Raw genomic sequence first — 20,657 nt, forward strand, 5'->3', positions numbered from 1 at the left:
AATCAAACAAAAATGGAAGGAGAATGAGGGATATGAACAGTGAACAAGTGTTTCAAGTAACAAAAACAGATTTATTAGGATCCTTAGGTGGAGCGGTAATATTAACATCATTTATTCTATTCCTTGCAAGTGTATTAGTATGATATATGTAAATACAACCATTCAAAAAAAATAAAGACTCTAACGTATTAGTAAGTAGTTAATATGTTGGAGTCTTTTTTATTTTCTTCTTATATACCTTCAAGTATTAAAGTTACCTCATTATTTAGCATCCATGGCTAATTAGACGCTGCGGTTGCAACTTGATTCAACGAGTAATCAAAAATCCACTGAGTAAAAGCCTGATTGGTGAGGGCTGATTAAAGTTTCACTTTATTTCAAAGAGAAAAAAGTCGAATTTTATATGTAAGAAAAAAAGAGGAATTTGACAGAAAAGATAGAAAATTTTAAAGGTCAGAATTTGTTAGCTTGCTAACTAATTTCTATTTATTTATGTTGGAAGCGTTTTCGGTTGGTTTTAAGTATGGACCATTTAATCTATTTACAGGGGGATGAAGATATTATGAAACAAAAATCTATGGATACGCTAGCTGCACAAATGGAGGACTTTTTTCCAGTACGTGATGTAGATCATTTAGAATTTTACGTAGGGAATGCAAAGCAATCGAGTTATTATCTTGCGAGAGCATTCGGATTCAAAATTGTGGCTTACTCTGGATTAGAAACTGGAAACCGTGAAAAGGTATCTTATGTTCTTGTGCAAAAAAATATGCGTTTTGTTGTGTCTGGAGCTTTAAGTAGTGAAAATCGTATTGCAGAGTTTGTAAAGACTCATGGTGATGGCGTGAAGGATGTGGCACTACTTGTTGATGATGTTGATAAAGCATACTCAGAAGCAGTGAAACGTGGTGCCGTCGCAATTGCTCCACCAGAGGAATTAACAGATGAGGACGGTACATTGAAAAAAGCAGTTATTGGTACGTATGGTGATACAATTCATACGCTTGTAGAGCGTAAAAATTATAAAGGGGCATTTATGCCAGGATTCCAAAAGGTAGAGTTTAATATTCCATTTGAAGAGTCTGGCTTAATTGCTGTCGATCATGTAGTTGGTAATGTTGAAAAAATGGAAGAGTGGGTTAGTTATTACGAGAATGTCATGGGCTTTAAACAAATGATTCATTTTGATGATGATGATATTAGTACAGAGTATTCGGCTTTAATGTCGAAAGTTATGACAAATGGAAGCCGTATTAAGTTTCCTATTAACGAACCAGCAGACGGAAAGAGAAAGTCACAAATTCAAGAGTATCTAGAATTCTATAATGGAGCTGGTGTACAGCATCTTGCTTTATTAACAAGTGATATTGTTAAAACGGTTGAAGCGCTTCGTGCAAATGGGGTGGAGTTTTTAGATACACCTGATACTTATTATGATGAGTTAACTGCACGAGTTGGAAAAATCGATGAAGAAATTGATAAATTAAAAGAATTAAAGATCTTAGTAGATCGTGATGATGAAGGTTACTTACTACAAATCTTTACGAAACCAATTGTAGATCGCCCGACTTTATTTATTGAAATCATTCAACGTAAAGGTTCTCGTGGATTTGGTGAAGGAAACTTTAAAGCGTTATTCGAATCAATTGAAAGAGAACAAGAGCGTCGCGGAAACTTATAAGATTTATATCCACCAGCAAAAGTCCCTTTGCTGGTGGAAATTTCATTTTTATAAGGAGGAATCAGGATGAAATTTGTTACATTTCGTCTTCCTTCAAAAGAAATACGGGCTGGATGGCTTGAAGGTGACAAAGTAATAGATATGAATCTTGCTAGTGAAGGGAAAATCCCTTCTTCTATAATGGCTTTTTTAGAGAAAACGGATGAGTATGTAGAAGTAGTGCGGAATATTAAGAATCCAAATAAGGGTATATATGCTTTAGAAGAAGTACAATTGACAGCTGCTCTTCCTAATCCGAGTAGTATTCGAGATTTTTACGCATTTGAACAACATGTAAAAACAGCTCGTGGACGAAGAGGACTAGATGTTGTGCCTGAATGGTATGATATTCCGGTTTTTTATTTTACTAATCATCGTGCTGTAATTGGTTCCGGTGATTTTGTAATTGGTCCGAAAAAGTCTAAAAAGCTTGATTACGAGTTGGAGATTGCTTGCGTAATAGGAAGAGAAGGGCGAAATATTTCTCGTGAGCAAGCAGAGGAATATATTTTTGGTTATTGTATTATGAACGACTGGAGTGCGAGAGACTTACAAGCAACAGAAATGAAAGTAGGTCTCGGTCCTGCGAAAGGAAAGGACTTTGCAACTTCGTTAGGAGCACATCTTGTTACGAAAGAGGAATTAGATGTTTATCGTAATGGTGATCGATATGATTTAGAAATGACTGCTCATGTAAATGGAAAACTATTATCAAAGGGAAACTTCCAAGATATTTACTATACATTTGCTGAAATGATTGAACGTGCTTCAGAGGACGTGACGTTATATCCAGGAGATGTGATTGGTTCTGGGACAGTAGGAACAGGCTGTATTTTAGAACTTGGTACAGAAGAGTGGCTACAAGATGGAGATGTTGTAGAGCTGTCGATTACTGGTTTAGGTACACTACGTAATACGATCAAAAAAGAAAAGGAAGCGGGTGATGGGCATGTTTTATCGTCACATGGGAGAACTACCTCATAAACGACATGTACAATTTCGTAAAAAAGATGGATCGCTTTATCGTGAACAGGTAATGGGAACGAAAGGATTTTCTGGTACGCAGTCTATTTTGTATCATCACTATATGCCAACAGAAGTAGGTCATTCTGCATTATCGCATTCTTGTCAGTTGCAGTATGAAGAGGATGTTGCTCTTTCTCATCGCCACTTCCGAACGAAAGAAAATAAAAAAAGTGGTGATGCAATAAGTGGACGAAATTTCATACTTGGAAATGAAGATTTGTTAATTGGAGTAGTGAGCCCAACAGAAAAAATGGATTATTTCTATCGTAATGGTGATGGCGACGAAATGTTATTTGTTCATTATGGAACAGGGAAAATTGAAACAATGTTTGGAACGATTCACTATAGAAAAGGCGACTATGTAACGATCCCAATTGGAACGATTTATCGTGTTATTCCAGATGAAGGAGAGACTAAGTTTCTTGTTGTAGAGGCGAATAGCCAAATTACAACGCCGCGTCGTTATCGAAATGAATACGGACAATTGTTAGAGCATAGCCCGTTTTGTGAAAGAGATCTTCGTGGTCCAGAAAAATTAGAGACCTATGATGAAAAAGGCGAGTTTGTCGTAATGACAAAATCAAGAGGCTATATGCATAAACATGTTTTAGGACACCACCCGTTAGATGTTGTTGGATGGGATGGCTATTTATATCCGTGGGTATTTAATGTAGAGGATTTTGAACCAATTACAGGGCGCATTCATCAGCCACCGCCAGTACATCAAACATTTGAAGGGCATAATTTTGTTATTTGCTCTTTCGTACCACGTTTATACGATTATCATCCAGAGTCAATTCCGGCACCATATTATCATAGTAATGTTAATAGTGATGAAGTTCTTTACTATGTAGAAGGAAACTTTATGAGTCGCAAAGGTGTGGAAGAAGGTTCTATTACACTTCATCCGAGCGGGATTCCCCATGGGCCGCATCCGGGGAAAACAGAGGCAAGTATAGGGAAGAAAGAGACACTTGAATTAGCTGTTATGATAGACACATTCCGTCCGCTTCGTATTGTAAAACAAGCACATGAAACAGAAGATGAAAAGTATATGTATAGCTGGATTGAACAAGGTTCATATACTGTGAAATAAGTAAAAAAAGGCATGCTCTCAATAAGGGAGCATGCCTTTTTTGTGGAATCGACATGTATAATAATACCAAAAAGAGTTGTCGAAAGATATATAGAAAGAATGATAAGGATAGTGCATATTCAGAAGAATTTCTACTTGTTTCGACAAAAGTATTGACTAGGAAAAGCGTAATGAGTAAAATAAAAAAGCGAATTAAAAATTTTCAGAAAATTTAAAACTTGGAGGAGTGAAAGATGAAGCAAATTTTTCAAAAGAAGCCAATTGCAAAGTTAATGCAAGAAAGTAAGCAAAAAACGTTAGCGAGAACATTGGGCGCGCTAGATCTAACTATGCTTGGAATCGGAGCAATTGTTGGAACTGGTATTTTTGTTCTAACGGGTGTTGTGGCAGCGAAACATTCTGGGCCAGCTATTATATTATCATTTGCGATTGCCGCGCTAGCTTGTGCCTTTGCTGCATTTTGTTATGCTGAATTTGCTTCTTCAGTTCCTGTCTCGGGCAGTGTGTATACGTATACATACGCGACGATGGGGGAAGTATTCGCATTTTTAATTGGCTGGGACTTAATGCTTGAATATTTACTTGCTACATCTGCTGTAGCAAACGGTTGGTCTGCATATTTTCAATCTTTATTAAAGGGGTTTGGAATCCACATTCCGACTATTCTCTCCTCGGCTCCTGGTACAGGAAAGGGTGGAATAATTGATCTACCTGCAGTTCTAATTATTTTAGTGATGACAGTTCTTTTATCTAGAGGTGTTCGTGAAAGTGCACGAGTAAATAACATTATGGTATTTATTAAAATAGCAGTTGTTCTTATTTTTATTTTTGCTGGTTTTAATTATGTGAAACCTGAAAACTGGACGCCTTTTATGCCATTTGGTTTAGATGGTGTAATGGCTGGAGCGGCCACAGTATTCTTTGCATTTATAGGATTTGATGCAGTTTCAACAGCGGCAGAAGAAGTGAAACGTCCGCAACGTGATTTACCAATTGGTATTATTGCATCGTTATTAATTTGTACAGTTCTTTATATCGTTGTTTCGCTTATTTTGACAGGAATTGTTCCATACGGCCAGCTAAATATATCAGATCCAGTTGCTTTTGCACTGCAATTTATTGGACAAGATGGCTTAGCGGGGGTAATTTCAGTAGGAGCAATTACAGGGATTACAACAGTAATGCTAGTTATGATGTATGGGCAAGTTCGTGTTTCTTATGCGATGAGCCGAGATGGTTTATTACCGAAGCGTCTTGCTAAAGTTCATCCGAAATTTAAAACGCCATTTTTAAATACATGGACAACGGGAATTATTGCGGCACTGATTTCAGGATTAATAGATTTAAATGTTTTAGCACATCTTGTAAACATGGGGACATTGTCAGCATTTGCACTCGTAGCTGTTGCGGTAATTGTAATGAGAAGAACCCATCCAGACTTACCAAGGGCATTTAAGGCTCCGCTTGTACCATTTTTACCAGCGTTAACAGTGATTTTCTGTTTATACTTAATGCTTCAATTATCGGGGACAGCATGGATTAGTTTTGGGATATGGATGGTTATTGGTATAGCGGTTTACTTCTTATATAGCCGAAAACATAGTGCTTTAAATAATAGTAAAAAAGAAGAAGATGTTGCGAATTTATAAGCGAAAAAAATCCATTCTAATTCTGTTAGAATGGATTTTTTTATTTGAAAATTTACATTTTTCTGAACTTATTATAAGATAATTGTTGGCTAACTAAAGGAGTGAAATGATGAAAAATACGTGGCGTGAGTTAAGGGAGATGGACCGTAACGTATGGATTCGATTTATTGGAGAGACGTTAAATGGAATTGCAATGATGATGTTAATGCCTTTTTTTGCATTATATTTAAAAGATAAGGTAGATTCGTTGTTGGAAGTTGGGGTTATTATGGCGCTTTCTCCAATTGCTGCAAGCTTTGGTTCACTTATAGGAGGGAGAATTGCTGACATATATGGAAGAAAGCCGATTATGATATTTTCTATGGCAAGTAATGCATTATTAATGCTCGGTTTTCTATTTATAGAAGGATTTATTCCATATGCAATTTTATCTATTTTTTTAGGATTGAGTAATTCTTTATTTCATCCAGCTGCATCAGCTATGGTCGCAGATGTAACGGCACCAGAAAAAAGAACAGAGGCATATGGTTTATTACGAATGGGACACAATATAGGTGCTGCGATTGGTCCGATAATGGGAGCATCAGTAGTTGTGTTGTCAAAGAATCTTGTGTTTATTATTGCCTCTTCTACAATGCTATTTTATGCGTTACTTGTATTACTTCTTATTCAAGAGACGATGCCAAAGAGGACAGATAAGGAAGAACATAAAGAAAAGGAATCTGGGGCAGTTTGGAAAATTGTCATGCGAGATAAGGCATTAATGATTTACTTATTAGCAGGTATTATCATTTCGATGGGGTTTTCTCAAACAGAAGGCATGTTGCCACTACATTTTGATAACGAAATGAAGCGTATTTTTGGAGCGAATAATCCATATCCATATTTAATGGCGTTAAACGGACTATTAGTTGTTTTATTCCAATTTCAAATTTCAAAATGGGCTGCGGATAAACCAGTCGGGAAGACGATGTTATATGGTGCATGTTTGTTCGGGATTGGATTATTTTTTATAGGGTGGTTACCGAAGTGGTTTGGAGAGTTTAATACAAATGCTACAGTTATTTTAATAACACTACTGTTCGTTTATGCTATATATACGTTAGGTGAGATGATTATGTCGCCTGTACAGATGACATTTGTAGCAAACTTGGCCCCTGAGCATTTGAGAGGGACTTATATGGGCGCTGCAAGTTTGCAGTGGATTACAGGAAGCGCATTTGGTCCACTTTTGGGAGGCTTTTTATTAGATCGATTACTTGGCCACTTGCTATTTACAATTTTAGCTGTAGGATGTGTAGTTGCAGGTATTGTATATATTTCTTTAGATCGCCTTGTTGAGCAAAGGCAAAAAGATACACTAACCAAACAATCTTCTTAGTAAATAGGTGACATACACAAAAAAGGGGATTTCTACATATTTTAGGTACATAACTAGATAGGATTACCATTTCATTTTAAAATTCACCTTTGTATAGTAGTGGAATAGAAAAAGTGTAGAAAACCAATAAGTAGTGTCATTTAATTATTTGTGGAAGTTACATTTTATTTCAAATAGGAACTACCTATTTTTATAAAAAGTGCTAAAATAGAAAAATGAAAACAATTGGTTAGGGTGATTTCAGTGACAAAAATTAAATTAGGTTTATTATATGGTGGAAAATCAGCTGAGCATCAAGTTTCGTTACAGACGGCTCTTGCTGCTATTAAAGCGTTAAATCAAGATAAATTCGAGATTCATCCAATTTATATTACAGAACAAGGTCAATGGGTACGTGGTGAGCGTATTGAAGGTGAAGTAACAGATGTTGAAGCTTTAAAAATGAGTAGTGCAGAAAATGCGATTTCTCCGTTATCATTAAGTACAGAGATTATTCCATCTGCAGCTTCTGAGGAAAACGCTATTGACGTTATTTTCCCATTACTACATGGACCAAACGGTGAAGATGGAACGGTTCAAGGATTATTAGAATTGATGAATATTCCTTATGTAGGAAATGGTGTTCTAGCGTCATCTGCTGGTATGGATAAAGTTGTTATGAAAAACATCTTTGCAGAGGCTGGTTTAAAACAAGCAAAATATGCGTCTTTCATTCGCAGTGCATGGGAAAAAGATCGCCAGGAAGCTTATTCTAAAGTAGAAGATAAGTTAGGATATCCTTGTTTCGTAAAACCAGCAAACCTTGGTTCAAGTGTTGGTATTAATAAGTGTAAAAATCGTGAAGAACTTGAGAATGCATTTGTAGAGGCATTCCAATTTGATCGCAAAATTATTGTAGAAGAAAATATTGTAGGTCGTGAAGTAGAAGTTGGGGTACTAGGTAATGATGAGCCGAAATGTTCAGTTGTAGGTGAAATCGTTCCGAAAAAGGACTTCTATGATTATAAGTCGAAATATATCGATGGTGATACGGCGTTAATTATTCCAGCTGAAATGACAGAAGAAGAATCTGATGTGATTAAGCGTGATGCAATTATTGCGTTCCAATCATTAGATGGTGCAGGCTTAACGCGAGCTGATTTCTTCTTAACGAAAGACGGAGAAGTGTATATTAACGAAGTAAACACTATGCCAGGATTTACACCGTTTAGTATGTTCCCTCTATTATGGCAACATACTGGGTTACCGTATCCAGAGTTAATCGAAGAGTTAATTCGTTTAGCGATTGAACGTCACGAAGAAAAACAAAAAATTAAATATACAATCTAACAAAAAAAGGAGGAAGCACTATTCGTAGGAATAGTGCTTCCTCTATGTAAGGAGCGTTTCTATATGATAAAGCGAATGTTAAAGCAAGTAGAACAGATGGTAAATGGTACTGGATTAGCAGAGCAATATGAGGGAACTATTATTCAAGGCGTGTCTATTGATACGAGAAAAATTGAAAAAGGAAACTTATATGTTCCGATTCAAGGGGAGCGTTTCGATGGACATGCTTTTGTAGATAAAGCAGTTGAAAATGGAGCTGTAGCTACATTGTGGATGAAAGATGTAGCAAATCCACCCGAGAATCTTCCGGTTATTTTTGTAGAAGATACGCTATCTGCACTGCAAATGTTAGCGAAAAACTATCGCGATCAATTGGATGTTAAAGTTGTTGGTGTGACAGGTAGTAACGGTAAAACATCCACGAAAGATATTGTGACAAGTATTCTCGCGACTAAGTTCAAAGTTCAAAAAACAGAAGGAAATTTCAATAACCATATTGGGTTACCTCTCACTATTTTAAACTTAGAAGAAAATACAGAAGTAGCTGTATTAGAAATGGGTATGTCAAGCCGAGGAGAGATTGAATTTTTATCTAAGTTAGCTCGTCCTAATGCAGCTATCATTACGAATATTGGTGAAGCACATTTAATGGATTTAGGATCTCGTGAGGCCATTGCTGAAGCGAAATTAGAAATTGTTACAGGGTTACAAGAAGGTGGCGTGTTCGTATATAATGGAGATGAGCCGTTATTAACGAATCGTGTTCCTGAAATGAATTTAGCAGCGGAAACAGTTACGTTTGGTGATGCAAGAGCCAACGATTACTATCCAACAACTGTAACATTACAGGCAACTGGGACACATTTTAAAATGAATAGAGATGAAAATATTTCATTCTACCTACCGGTGTTAGGAAAACATAATGTGTACAATACACTTGCTTCAATGGCAATTGCGACACATTTTGGTGTGACGTGGGAAGAAATGAAACAAGGTTTAGTAACACTTCAAATGACGGGCATGCGTATGGAGATTGTAAAAACGGATAGTGGATTAACAATTATCAACGATGCTTATAATGCAAGTCCGACGGCTATGGAGGCAGCATTCCATTTAATGAATGGTTTAGATGGGTTTACTAAAAAAATCGTTGTGCTTGGTGATATGTTAGAACTTGGAAATCAAGAAGTGCAGTTCCATTATGAGGTAGGTAAATTAATCGATCCAGCAAAAATCTCACATGTATTCACATACGGTAGATTAGGAGCTCAAATTGCTGAAGGAGCAAAAATTAATTTCCCTAATGAACGTGTAAAGGCGTATGATAATAAAGAAGAGTTAGTAAGAGATTTACAAGCAGTAGTCGATGCGAAAGAAGTTGTATTAATAAAAGCATCTCGCGGTATGAAATTAGAAGAAGTAATTACGATGTTGAAATAATTGGTGTATATAAATAGGGATGATAGTCACGAAAATAGAAGAAACTTATAATAAGCGCTTACAGTAAATGATAAAAAAATAAAAGTAAAGAAAAAGGCCCTGAATATAAAATAAGGTAACAGTTGGGTTTGCTTTTTACACATACAAAACTTATAATTGATAAAGTGTAATAACGTTTAGAAGTATTTTCGTGAAGAATATACGCCCGGTTATATACGTGAGCATTCAGGAAAAGGGCTTTTCCGCAAATTCGGAAAACGCCTTTTTTTAAATGATAAGTATAGGATAGAAAAGGAGAAGTAACATTGACAACATTTCGAGAATTAGGATTAAGTGAGTCTTTACTGCAATCGGTTGAAAGTATGGGCTTTGAAGAGGCTACGCCGATTCAAGCTGAAACAATTCCACATGCATTGCAAGGTAAGGATATTATTGGGCAAGCGCAAACAGGTACAGGGAAAACAGCAGCATTCGGATTACCACTATTAGATAAAGTGGATACAAATAAAGAAGCAGTTCAAGGTATTGTTATCGCGCCAACGCGTGAATTAGCAATTCAAGTTGGAGAAGAGCTATACAAAATTGGTAAACATAAACGTGTTCGTATTCTACCAATTTATGGTGGTCAAGATATTAACCGCCAAATTCGTGCTCTAAAAAAACACCCACACATTATTGTTGGTACGCCGGGTCGTATTTTAGATCATATTAACCGTAAAACACTTCGCTTACAAAACGTAGAGACTGTTGTTCTTGATGAAGCGGATGAAATGTTAAACATGGGCTTCATTGAAGATATTGAAGCGATTTTAACAGATGTGCCAGAAACACATCAAACATTATTATTCTCAGCGACAATGCCAGATCCAATCCGTCGTATTGCTGAGCGTTTCATGACTGAGCCTCAACACATTAAAGTAAAAGCAAAAGAAGTAACAATGCCAAACATTCAGCAGTTCTATTTAGAAGTGCAAGAAAAGAAAAAGTTTGACGTGTTAACACGCTTACTAGATATTCAATCTCCAGAGCTTGCGATCGTATTCGGTCGTACAAAGCGTCGTGTTGATGAATTATCAGAAGCATTAAACTTACGTGGTTATGCAGCAGAAGGTATTCATGGTGACTTAACACAGGCGAAACGTATGTCTGTATTACGTAAATTTAAAGAAGGTGCTATTGAAGTTCTTGTTGCAACAGACGTTGCTGCACGTGGTCTTGATATTTCAGGCGTAACACACGTATACAACTTCGATATCCCACAAGATCCAGAATCATACGTTCACCGTATCGGTCGTACTGGCCGTGCAGGTAAAAAAGGTATTGCAATGTTATTTGTAACACCACGTGAATCAGGACAATTAAAAAATATCGAGCGTACAACAAAGCGTAAAGTTGATCGTATGGAAGCACCGACACTTGATGAGGCATTAGAAGGTCAACAACGTTTAATCGCTGAAAAACTTCAAAGCACAATCCAAAATGAGAACTTATCATACTACAAGCGTATTGCAGAAGAAATGTTAGAAGAGAATGACTCTGTAACAGTAGTAGCTGCTGCTTTAAAAATGATGACTAAAGAGCCGGATACAACTCCGATCGCTTTAACATCAGAACCACCAGTTGTTTCAAGAGGTGGCGGTTCTAAAAAACGTGGCGGTAACGGAGGCGGATACCGTGATGGTAACCGTAATCGTAGTCGTGACGGACGTGGCGGTGGCGATGGTCGTAACCGTGATGGACGTAATCGTGACGGAAACCGTGATCGCAATCGTGATGGAAACCGTGATCGTAATCGTGATGGTGGCAGTCGTGGTCGTAGAGGTGAAGGTCAAGGTCGCCCAGGATCTTCAAATGGACGCGGCGAAAGAAAACATCATAGCCGTCCACAAGCTTAATAAAAAAGAGAATGCCCTTTGTTGGCATTCTCTTTTTTTATTTCTGTAATTGTGCATACTACATAGTAGTTATGATAGAAAAGGGGCTGTTATATGCTTGTAAGGCTTGGTTACGTTGCGATGAGTGTGCATTTGAAGAATGCATCCCCATCTCAAACGATGACGTACGCACAGTTTCAGAAAATAGATGATCGTGATGCTGCAATTCGTAAACTTGAAAGAATTGCTAATTCCAATTTGGAAAATTGTTTACGTTTATTAAAGCATAATAAGGGACATGACATATCTTTCTTTCGGCTTAGTTCTAAGCTCATTCCTTTAGCGAATCATGAGGAATTGCTAGAGTGGAACTATATTCGTCCTTTAAAAGAAAAATTGAAAGAATTAGGTGAATATGCAATTCATATGAATATGCGAATTGATTTCCATCCAGATCATTTTGTTGTACTAAATTCACCTGAGGAGAGTGTTTTTAAACAATCTGTAAAGACATTGCAGATGCACAAAAAATTATTAAAAGGCATGGGGATTGAACATAAGCAACGATGTGTACTACATGTTGGAGGAGGGTATAAAGATAAAGAACTTGCATTAGAGCGTTTTATAGAGAATTGGTCTAATGTCCCAAGGGGTATTCAAGAAATGATTATATTAGAAAATGATGATACAACTTTTACGTTAGAGGAAACATTATATTTAGGAGAAAAATTAGATATTCCCGTCGTGTTTGATTTGCATCACCATATGATGAATAATGAGCAAGAAGATTGGTATGAAGATTGGGCACGTGTTGTTCATACGTGGGAAACATCTTTGTTACCGGTTAAAATGCATATCTCTAGCCCTAGAGAGGGAAAAGATCCAAGAGCTCATGCAGATTATATTAATGTAGACGCATTTTTATCTTTTTTAAGAAGGATAAAGGGAAGTGTTCCGCAAATTGATTGTATGATTGAGGCGAAGATGAAGGATGAGTCTTTATTTCAATTAATGAGGGATTTAAACGAACAGGTAGATGTAGAAATTATCGATGGTGCAAGCTTTTATATTAAATAAGCTTTGCACCATCGTTTTTTTTTGTTAGAAAGGGAGTTAAAATGCCGCCGGTTATTAAACCTGTTAAATGACTGAGCGGATTGGCGGAAGGATTAAAGAAAGTAAATAGCAGTAATAGAAGTATCACAATTGAGAAAATGGCAATTTCTTTTGGTTTTGAAGAGCGGTATCGATTGTACAATAAAAATAATTGTGCGCCTAATAGTCCGAAAATACCACCTGATGCACCTGCGTGAATATATTCAGGAGGCATAATAATATAAGAAGAAATATTTCCGGAAATTCCAGAAAGAAAAAATAGAATAAAAAAAGAAAAGTGTCCGAGTTGCTTTTCGATAGAAGAACCAAGTGCAAACAAAAAAATACTATTAGAAAGAAAATGTTGTAAGTCTACGTGTACCAGAAGGGAAGTTATGACACGCCACCATTCTCCTTTAGCGATATATTCATTAGAGGCTGCCAGTGGGAAGAGGAAAAAGTCGCCTAATATCATCATGACTAAGTGAATAAAAAGTAAGGTGAGAATAGTCGGTTGTAAAGAAATCTGAGTAGATCTTATTAGCATACGGTTACTATCACCCCTTTTGCATCAGAAAGATTCTCTGTTATTCTTATCAATATGAAAGAAGAAAGTTAAATAGAAGAAGGGGATTTTGAAATGATTATAGGGATTGGAATCGATATTATTGAATTAAATCGTATTGAAAAAATGCTAGATGGAAAGCTTAAATTTATGGAACGTATTTTAACAGAAAATGAACGTAATGTTGCTATGGAGCTGAAAGGAAGTCGTCTTACAGAGTTTGTAGCTGGAAGGTTTGCAGCGAAAGAGGCGTATTCAAAAGCTGTAGGTACTGGTATCGGGAAAGAAGTGAGCTTTTTAGATATTGAAGTGAAAAATGATGAAAGAGGTAAGCCGATTCTGATTACAAGTACAGAGTATGTTGTTCATTTATCAATTAGTCATAGTAAGGAATTTGCTGTTGCTCAAGTTGTTTTAGAAAGCTCGTCACGCTAGTCTGCATATTTTATATCTTTGTCTCATATATTTGAGGTAGCGATAAGGAAGGTACATCTTCCATTCATTTATAGGGGCAAAGGGGCTGAAGTGATGAAAAGGCGTCTGTTCTTAGTTCTTGTCGGTTTATTGACCGTTTTTGTGTTGGCGGGTTGTGTGGAAAAGAAACAAGATGATGTCGTGAGAGATTTAGAAGCGAAAGTAAAAGGGATGAAAAGTTATCAAGCTGAAGCAAAATTATCTATTAAAACAGGAAATGAGCCTCAGGAGTATAATGTAGAGATTTGGCATAAGGAACCGTCTTTTTATCGTGTGAATTTAAAGAATTCAAAAAAAGATCAGAGCCAAATCATTTTAAGAAATGAAGAAGGTGTATTTGTATTAACGCCAGCACTTAATAAGAGCTTCCGTTTTCAAAGTGATTGGCCGCAAAATAGCAGCCAGGCTTATTTATATGAATCACTTGTAAGAGATATTTTGCAGGATAAGAAAAACCTTACTTTCGAGAAAACAGATAAGTATTATATTTTTAAAACAAAAACAAACTATCAACATCAAAATATGTTGCCGAAACAAGAGATTACGCTGAAGAAGAGCGATTTGACTCCAGTTTCAGTGAAGTTAATGGATAATGATCAAAATGTTCTTGTAAAAGTAGATTTCTCTAAGGTGAAATTCGATGCGAAATTTGATAAAGGTGCATTTGATACGAAACAAAATATGTCTAGAGCGCAGGTAGATGTTCAAACAACAGCGAAAGAAGACAAACCGTTTGCTATTTTGTATCCACTTGATACACCGCAAGGTATGACTCTGCAAGATGAAAAAGAGTTGAAGACAGACAGTGGCAAGCGTGCGATACTCACATACACTGGAAATAAGAAATCCTTTACTTTAATACAAGAAAAGGCAAAAGTTGCAGAGGCTTCATCAGCGGTAAGTGTAAGTGGAGAACCAGTTGATCTTGGGTTTACGATTGGTGCATTGACGAAAGACTCTGTAACGTGGTCGCATAACGGAGTAGAATATATGCTCGTGTCTAAAGGTTTAGAGCCGAAGGAGCTACTAATGGTTGCTCGTTCAGTTACAGCGAAGCAGGTGAAGTAGACTTCTTAGACGTGGTGATATTTGTGCACCACGTCTTTTCTTAGTTTGAAGGTGGATTTCATAAAAGAAGCATATAAAAGAATAAGCTTCGCATATCGTGTATAAGGAAGTGTATTTATGGAAGAAGCACCATTTTACCGTGACACTTGGGTGGAAGTGGATTTAGATGCCATTTATAACAACGTTACACATATTAAAGAGTTCATCCCAAGTGATGTAGAGATTTTTGCTGTAGTTAAAGCAAACGCGTATGGGCACGATTATGTACCGGTGGCTAAAACGGCATTAGAAGCGGGTGCAACAAGGTTAGCAGTTGCTTTTTTAGATGAAGCTTTAGTGCTTCGGAGGGCTGGTATTACTGTGCCGATTTTAGTGTTAGGTCCCTCGCCGCCGCGTGATGTAAATGTAGCTGCTGAAAATGATGTAGCGCTAACTGTTTTTCAAAAAGAATGGGTGGACGAAGCAATTAAACTTTGGGATGGTTCATCTGTAATGAAATTCCATATTAACTTTGATAGTGGTATGGGGAGAATTGGAATACGTGAAAGAAAAGAACTGAAAGCATTTTTAAAGAGTTTAGAAGGTGCACCGTTTTTAGAGTTAGAAGGAGTATACACGCATTTTGCAACGGCAGATGAGGTTGAGACTTCGTATTTTGATAAGCAATATAACACGTTCTTAGAGCAGTTAAGTTGGTTGAAAGAATTCGGAGTGGATCCTAAGTTTGTCCATACAGCTAATAGTGCTGCCACGTTACGTTTTCAAGGGATTACATTTAATGCAGTGCGAATTGGGATTGCAATGTATGGATTATCTCCTTCTGTAGAAATACGTCCTTTTTTACCATTTGAATTAGAACCGGCGCTATCACTGCATACGAAAGTAGCTCATATTAAACAGGTGATTAAAGGTGATGGAATTAGTTATAACGTCACTTATCGAACGAAAACTGAAGAATGGATCGCGACTGTAGCGATTGGTTATGCAGATGGATGGCTTAGAAGATTACAAGGATTTGAAGTGCTTATAAATGGTAAAAGGGTACCGATTGTAGGGCGAGTAACAATGGATCAGTTCATGATTCATCTTCCTTGTGAAGTGCCGCTTGGTACGAAAGTTACGCTTATTGGAAGGCAGGGAGATGAGTATATTAGCGCTACAGAGGTTGCGGAATATTCAGGGACTATTAATTATGAAATTATTGCAACGATCAGTTTCCGTGTGCCAAGAATATTTATACGGAATGGTAAGGTTGTAGAGATAATTAATTACTTGAACAATATATAGAAGGTAGTATGATTGCTTCTTGTCATTGGAGTGACTGTTCATTGCTGGATAATAAGCTCTTTTTGATGAGAAGCTTTTTACTTATAATCATTTTTTATATAAGTTACACGTAAGTTTTGAAGAGGAGTTCTATTGTTTTTAGTTAGTTATGAGATAAAAAATTTAAGAAGATGAATGTTTTGTTTATGAATTGGAAAACATAAGCAAGGAATAAGGAAGTCTTTGCAACAGGCTCCATACAATGGTATTATTACAATAGGTGTCATATATATATTTGGGTGTGTAGTTGACGGTGGAGGTGTATTTTTGTGTCCGAATCAAGTGTAACTACTGAAATCGTGGTTCGGTTGCCAAAGCAAATGGTAACGGAATTGGACGGAATTGGAAAACAAGAGAATAAGAATCGCCATGAACTAATTTGCCAGGCAACACAATTGTTATTGCGTCAACATAAGACGAAGAAACGCTACCAACATGAATCAATGCGACGTGGGTATATTGAAATGGGAAAAATTAATCTTGGTATTGCATCTGAAGCTTTCTTAGCGGAGTATGAAGCAGCTCATACAGTAGAACGCTTAGTTAGCGGGGGGTAATATTTTGATTGTAAAACGCGGCGACGTGTATTTTGCAGACCTTTCCCCAGTTGTTGGTTCTGAGCAAGGAGGCGTTCGTCCGGTTCTTGTCATTCAAAATGACATCGGAAATCGTTTTAGTCCAACGGTGATTGTAGCGGCTATTACTGCACAGATTCAAAAAGCAAAATTACCCACTCATGTGGAAATTGATGCGAAAAAGTATGGTTTTGAGAGAGATTCTGTTATTTTACTTGAGCAGATTCGAACAATCGATAAGCAACGCTTAACGGACAAAATCACTCATTTAGATGAAGTGATGATGAGTCGTGTAGATGAAGCGTTACAAATTAGTTTAGGACTAATAGATTTTTAAATCGGCAGTTTAAGTTGCTCTCTTTGAAGGGCAACTTTTTTTATTATAGAGGAGGTTACGGTTGTATATGGAAATGGTAGATAATCGACAAGCGTTAATGAAAATGTTAGTGAAAGAATTAGGCTTTAGCGAAAAGCAAGTTCGTCATGTTATTCAATTAACAGAAGAAGGTAACACAGTTCCATTTATTGCTCGTTACCGAAAAGAATGGACAGGCTCTTTAGATGAGGTGCAAATTCGTGCGATTTTAGAGAGATGGCAATATATGATGCAACTTGAAGATAGGAAGGAAGAAGTTATTCGTCTTATTGATGAGAAGGGAAAACTGACAGGAGAGCTGAGACAGCAAATTGTTAAAGCTACAAAGTTGCAGGAAGTAGAAGATTTATATCGTCCATATAAAGAGAAAAGAAGAACGAAAGCAACGATTGCAAAAGAAAAAGGGTTAGAACCGTTAGCTGAATGGTTGTTGTTATATAAGAAAGAAGATCCGGCTAAAAAGGCAGTGGAATTTATTAATGCAGAGAAAGAAGTGCAATCTGCAGAAGAAGCTTTACAAGGTGCACAAGACATTATTGCAGAAATGATTTCAGATGAAGCTACGTATCGTAGTTGGATTCGAAATATTACTTTTAGAAAAGGTATTATGTCTTCGTCTGTAAAAGGTGAAGAAAAAGATGAAAAGAATATATATGAAATGTATTACAGTTATGAAGAACCATTGCAAAAAGTAGTACCACATCGTGTATTAGCAATGAATCGCGGTGAGAAAGAAGATATATTGAGAGTTTCTGTTGTCCCACCAGTAGATGAGATATTAAATTTCTTATATAAGAAAGTAATTCGTGATAACGATTCTAAAAGTGCGCATTATGTACAATTAGCGATTGAAGATGGTTATAAACGATTAATTCAATCTTCAATCGAAAGAGAAATTCGTAAAGAATTAACAGAAATAGCTGAAGAACAAGCGATACATATTTTCTCTGAGAACTTACGTAACTTATTATTACAACCTCCGATGAAAGGGAAAGTCGTGCTAGCGGTAGACCCGGCATATAGAACTGGTTGTAAATTATCTGTAGTAGATGATACGGGGAAAGTACTACATATTGATGTTATTTATCCGCATCCGCCTGTTCGTAAATATGATGACGCAAAAACGAAAGTTCTTTCTATTATAGATAAATATCAAGTTGAAATGATTGCAATTGGTAATGGGACAGCATCTAGAGAAACAGAGGAATTTATAGTAGATGTATTACAAAGTGTGAAACAGGAAGTCTTTTATATTATTGTAAATGAAGCGGGTGCTAGTGTATATTCAGCTTCTGATTTAGCTCGTGAAGAATTCCCGAATTTACAGGTTGAAGAGAGAAGTGCCGTTTCTATTGGAAGACGTCTGCAAGATCCACTGGCTGAACTTGTGAAAATTGATCCTAAATCAGTTGGGGTTGGACAATACCAACATGATGTATCTCAAAAGAGATTGAATGAGTCATTAACATTTGTAGTAGAGACAGCTGTTAACCAAGTTGGGGTTAATGTAAATACGGCTTCGGTTGCATTGTTACAATATGTTTCAGGTTTATCGAAAACTGTTGCGAAAAATATTGTGGCAAAGAGAGAAGAGGATGGGAAATTCACAAAGCGCACGGAATTAAAGAAAATCCCACGTTTAGGTGCAAAGACGTACGAACAATGTATAGGTTTCTTGCGTATATTAGAAGGAGCGAATCCATTAGATCGAACAGGTATTCATCCCGAACAATATAAAAATGTTGAATTGTTATTGAAGAGTTTAGGGTTATCGATAGATGACGTAGGACAACCGCAATTACAAAAGAGATTGGAAGAAGTAGAGATTTCTAAGTTGTCTCAAGAAACGGGGGTTGGGGAGCCGACGTTAGTTGATATTATAGATGCGCTCATTAGCCCAGAACGAGATATGAGGGATGAGTTGCCTAAACCACTTCTGAAAAAAGGGATTTTGAAATTAGAAGATTTAAAACGTGGTATGGAACTAGAAGGAACAGTGCGTAACGTTGTTGATTTTGGTGCTTTTGTTGATGTAGGCGTAAAGCAAGATGGTTTAGTGCATATTTCTAAGCTTAGTAAACAGTTTGTAAAGCATCCGTTAGATGTTGTATCAGTAGGACAAATTGTAAAAGTATGGGTAGATGATATTGATACAAAAAAAGGACGCGTTGCACTATCTATGTTGCCGATTGAATAGTAAGAGAAGAGAGCAGATGAAACTGCTCTTTTTTTATAGAATAAAAAGTGTAATGGATTATGAGTTTTGATGTATTTTGCTATAATAAAACCAGCATTCATTTAGCAATTTAATTTGATACCGGTTTTTTTCGAAATATGCACGTTGCATCTGTTTTTTTAGCCACGTAGGCATAGGAATCCCTCCTTGTTTAATCCTACTCTCAAAAATCTAAAGTGCTATTGATGAGAGGTTGGTGAGTGGATTTCTATTCATGTTGTGTTTTTAGAAACCACGCGTCTTGAATGAGGATGGGTATATGTACTATTTAATATATGTATAAGAAGCGTGAAAAGTGTAAAAATATTTTTTTGTTTAGGAGGAATGAGAATGGGCGAGGGAGAAATCCAACGGCTAGTGGAAGAAGTATCGCTACAATACTTCGGAATGCCGTTTTTACATAAAGCAACGTTCAATAGTAGGCTGCGTACAACTGGTGGGCGTTATTTGTTGAAGAGTCACAATGTTGAACTGAATTATCGATATTACGAAATGTATGGTAAGGAGGAGTTAATCGGAATCATCAAACATGAACTGTGTCATTATCACTTGCATATTACAGGAAGAGGGTATAAGCACAGGGGCAGAGATTTTCGTGAGTTGTTAAAGAAAGTTGATGCACCTCGTTTTTGTAAACGAATGATTAATGAAGAGAAGGAAAAAAAGATTTATAAGTATGAATGTATGGAGTGTTTACTTCAATATGTAAGAAGGCGTCAAATAAATACAAAAAGATATGTCTGCGGAAAGTGTAAAGGGAAACTCAAACCGATATCGAAAACATCTTGACAGTAAAAACGCAATCCAGTATATTATAAACATGTCACGTTTGAACAAGATGTTGTTAAAAACTTCTTGACTTACAGTAAGAATTTTTATAAGATACAAATTGTCTTCATTATTCCGCAGTAGCTCAGTGGTAGAGCTATCGGCTGTTAACCGATCGGTCGTAGGTTCGAGTCCTACCTGCGGAGCCATACAGAGAAGTACCCAAGTGGCTCAAGGGGCTCCCCTGCTAAGGGAGTAGATCGCTAACGCGGTGCGAGGGTTCGAATCCCTTCTTCTCTGCCATACATATTGGCCCGTTGGTCAAGTGGTTAAGACACCGCCCTTTCACGGCGGTAACACGGGTTCGAATCCCGTACGGGTCACCACTTCGGAGGATTAGCTCAGCTGGGAGAGCACCTGCCTTACAAGCAGGGGGTCGGCGGTTCGATCCCGTCATCCTCCACCATATGAATTTTATATGAATAGTATTATCGCGGGGTGGAGCAGTACGGTAGCTCGTCGGGCTCATAACCCGAAGGTCGCAGGTTCAAATCCTGTCCCCGCAACCAAATGGTCCCGTGGTGTAGTGGTTAACATGCCTGCCTGTCACGCAGGAGATCGCCGGTTCGACCCCGGTCGGGACCGCCATTTTAACTTCT

At 37.1% G+C, this 20,657-nt stretch carries 19 protein-coding genes and 6 tRNA genes; 23 read left to right on the forward strand and 2 right to left on the reverse strand.

Annotation, left to right across the window (positions count from 1 at the left end; translation table 11 throughout):
• Positions 1–32: 32 nt before the first annotated feature.
• The 10 genes from BM089_RS28910 to uvsE all read left to right on the forward strand — a co-directional run bounded on the left by BM089_RS28910 (position 33) and on the right by uvsE (position 12,592).
• Complete coding sequence (locus BM089_RS28910; RefSeq protein WP_001083691.1) at positions 33–143, forward strand: DUF3948 family protein; 111 nt, start codon at positions 33–35, stop codon at positions 141–143.
• A 419-nt stretch (positions 144–562) separates the two neighbouring features.
• A complete protein-coding gene (hppD, locus tag BM089_RS28915) occupies positions 563–1,681 on the forward strand; it encodes a 4-hydroxyphenylpyruvate dioxygenase (protein ID WP_000810920.1) in 1,119 nt (372 codons plus the stop codon).
• Positions 1,682–1,747: 66 nt separating this feature from the next.
• Positions 1,748–2,704, forward strand: a complete 957-nt coding sequence (locus BM089_RS28920) for a fumarylacetoacetate hydrolase family protein (protein ID WP_086422752.1) — start codon at positions 1,748–1,750, stop codon at positions 2,702–2,704.
• A complete protein-coding gene (locus tag BM089_RS28925) occupies positions 2,670–3,842 on the forward strand; it encodes a homogentisate 1,2-dioxygenase (protein WP_014481934.1) in 1,173 nt (390 codons plus the stop codon). Before BM089_RS28920 ends, BM089_RS28925 begins: the two co-directional genes overlap by 35 nt.
• A 233-nt stretch (positions 3,843–4,075) precedes the next feature.
• A complete protein-coding gene (locus tag BM089_RS28930; protein WP_000809361.1) occupies positions 4,076–5,491 on the forward strand; it encodes a branched-chain amino acid transporter BcaP in 1,416 nt (471 codons plus the stop codon).
• A gap of 109 nt (positions 5,492–5,600) precedes the next feature.
• Positions 5,601–6,872: an MDR family MFS transporter gene (locus tag BM089_RS28935; RefSeq protein WP_090978905.1), complete on the forward strand. Its 1,272-nt coding sequence runs from the start codon at positions 5,601–5,603 to the stop codon at positions 6,870–6,872.
• 243 nt (positions 6,873–7,115) lie between these two features.
• Positions 7,116–8,201, forward strand: coding sequence for a D-alanine--D-alanine ligase (locus BM089_RS28940; RefSeq protein ID WP_000161433.1), 1,086 nt, complete (start codon positions 7,116–7,118; stop codon positions 8,199–8,201).
• Positions 8,202–8,264: 63 nt separating this feature from the next.
• A complete protein-coding gene (murF, locus tag BM089_RS28945) occupies positions 8,265–9,641 on the forward strand; it encodes a UDP-N-acetylmuramoyl-tripeptide--D-alanyl-D-alanine ligase (protein ID WP_090978907.1) in 1,377 nt (458 codons plus the stop codon).
• A 305-nt stretch (positions 9,642–9,946) separates the two neighbouring features.
• Complete coding sequence (locus BM089_RS28950) at positions 9,947–11,536, forward strand: degradosome RNA helicase CshA (protein WP_000206602.1); 1,590 nt, start codon at positions 9,947–9,949, stop codon at positions 11,534–11,536.
• A 93-nt stretch (positions 11,537–11,629) separates the two neighbouring features.
• Entirely contained in the window at positions 11,630–12,592 is a 963-nt protein-coding gene (gene uvsE / locus BM089_RS28955; protein WP_000961144.1) for a UV DNA damage repair endonuclease UvsE, read from the forward strand.
• On the opposite strand, the gene BM089_RS28960 is transcribed toward uvsE, so the two are convergent.
• Entirely contained in the window at positions 12,585–13,157 is a 573-nt protein-coding gene (locus BM089_RS28960) for a rhomboid family intramembrane serine protease (RefSeq protein WP_090978910.1), read from the reverse strand. The genes uvsE and BM089_RS28960 overlap by 8 nt on opposite strands.
• A 93-nt stretch (positions 13,158–13,250) precedes the next feature.
• Between BM089_RS28960 and acpS the strand changes: the two genes are divergently transcribed.
• From acpS to BM089_RS28990, 6 genes are all read left to right on the forward strand, one after another.
• Positions 13,251–13,610, forward strand: a complete 360-nt coding sequence (gene acpS, locus BM089_RS28965; RefSeq protein WP_000583418.1) for a holo-ACP synthase — start codon at positions 13,251–13,253, stop codon at positions 13,608–13,610.
• A gap of 156 nt (positions 13,611–13,766) precedes the next feature.
• Positions 13,767–14,717 (forward strand): LolA family protein, encoded by a 951-nt coding sequence (locus tag BM089_RS28970; protein WP_139213356.1) that lies wholly within the window; start codon positions 13,767–13,769, stop codon positions 14,715–14,717.
• A gap of 117 nt (positions 14,718–14,834) precedes the next feature.
• Entirely contained in the window at positions 14,835–16,004 is a 1,170-nt protein-coding gene (gene alr / locus BM089_RS28975; protein WP_000390593.1) for an alanine racemase, read from the forward strand.
• 308 nt (positions 16,005–16,312) lie between these two features.
• Complete coding sequence (locus BM089_RS28980; RefSeq protein WP_000004570.1) at positions 16,313–16,600, forward strand: antitoxin EndoAI; 288 nt, start codon at positions 16,313–16,315, stop codon at positions 16,598–16,600.
• Between the two features lie 4 nt (positions 16,601–16,604).
• Positions 16,605–16,955, forward strand: a complete 351-nt coding sequence (gene ndoA / locus BM089_RS28985; RefSeq protein WP_000635965.1) for a type II toxin-antitoxin system endoribonuclease NdoA — start codon at positions 16,605–16,607, stop codon at positions 16,953–16,955.
• Positions 16,956–17,022: 67 nt separating this feature from the next.
• A complete protein-coding gene (locus BM089_RS28990; protein WP_139213355.1) occupies positions 17,023–19,191 on the forward strand; it encodes a Tex family protein in 2,169 nt (722 codons plus the stop codon).
• Between the two features lie 57 nt (positions 19,192–19,248).
• Here BM089_RS28990 and cmpA read toward each other — a convergent pair whose 3' ends face one another.
• A complete protein-coding gene (cmpA, locus tag BM089_RS28995) occupies positions 19,249–19,365 on the reverse strand; it encodes a cortex morphogenetic protein CmpA (RefSeq protein ID WP_001143640.1) in 117 nt (38 codons plus the stop codon).
• Between the two features lie 195 nt (positions 19,366–19,560).
• On the opposite strand from cmpA, the gene BM089_RS29000 reads away from it, so the two are divergent.
• The 7 genes from BM089_RS29000 (at position 19,561) to BM089_RS29030 (ending at position 20,646) form a co-directional block, all read left to right on the forward strand.
• The gene (locus BM089_RS29000; RefSeq protein WP_090978918.1) at positions 19,561–20,019 is read left to right on the forward strand and encodes a SprT family protein; all 459 of its coding nucleotides are present in this window, start codon (positions 19,561–19,563) and stop codon (positions 20,017–20,019) included.
• Positions 20,020–20,132: 113 nt separating this feature from the next.
• A tRNA-Asn gene (locus BM089_RS29005) sits at positions 20,133–20,207 on the forward strand.
• Positions 20,208–20,210: 3 nt separating this feature from the next.
• A tRNA-Ser gene (locus tag BM089_RS29010) sits at positions 20,211–20,301 on the forward strand.
• Between the two features lie 8 nt (positions 20,302–20,309).
• Positions 20,310–20,384 (forward strand) — tRNA-Glu (locus BM089_RS29015).
• 4 nt (positions 20,385–20,388) lie between these two features.
• Positions 20,389–20,464, forward strand: a tRNA-Val gene (locus BM089_RS29020).
• A gap of 26 nt (positions 20,465–20,490) precedes the next feature.
• Positions 20,491–20,567 (forward strand) — tRNA-Met (locus BM089_RS29025).
• A gap of 3 nt (positions 20,568–20,570) precedes the next feature.
• Positions 20,571–20,646, forward strand: a tRNA-Asp gene (locus BM089_RS29030).
• Positions 20,647–20,657: the final 11 nt, after the last annotated feature.

This window comes from Bacillus sp. 5mfcol3.1 (genome assembly GCF_900114335.1).
Classification (GTDB): Bacteria; Bacillota; Bacilli; order Bacillales; family Bacillaceae_G; genus Bacillus_A; species Bacillus_A thuringiensis_S.